Source organism: Donghicola sp. XS_ASV15, from assembly GCF_041224595.1.
In the GTDB taxonomy this organism is placed as follows: Bacteria; Pseudomonadota; Alphaproteobacteria; order Rhodobacterales; family Rhodobacteraceae; genus Donghicola.
Genome location: NZ_JBGFGN010000039.1, coordinates 1 through 360, shown reverse-complemented (window position 1 = coordinate 360; position 360 = coordinate 1). Strand labels below are relative to the sequence as shown.

Sequence of the window (360 nt, the reverse complement as noted above, 5' to 3'; positions counted from 1 at the left end):
TTAAGGGTGAGGAAATTGACACGCAAACACCTTTTAAGGGTGAGGAAATTGACACGCAAACACCTTTTAAGGGTGAGGAAATTGACACGCAAATCCACAGCTTAAGGTGATAGTGTTGACACAACTCCTCACCTTATAATAAGGTGAGATATTCAAATTAAACATAACCCAAAGAACAATGAGTAATCTATCAGTTACCAAGTCAAACGCTCTTATCGATGCCAGCTACAAGCTCAATGTTCAGGCTCAGAAGCTTGTCCTCGCTTGCCTTGCTAAGGTAGATCCTAGAAATGATATACCTAAAGAAATGTCACTAAGCGCCTCTGAATTTGGCGAGCTTATGGGTATTAAAAATAATGC

General features: G+C 40.0%; 1 protein-coding gene. It reads left to right on the top strand.

Translation table 11 applies throughout. The features are described from left to right. Nucleotides 1–178: 178 nt before the first annotated feature. The coding region (locus AB9K37_RS00535; RefSeq protein WP_369835112.1) for a replication initiation protein at nt 179–360 on the top strand (182 nt) is incomplete at its 3' end.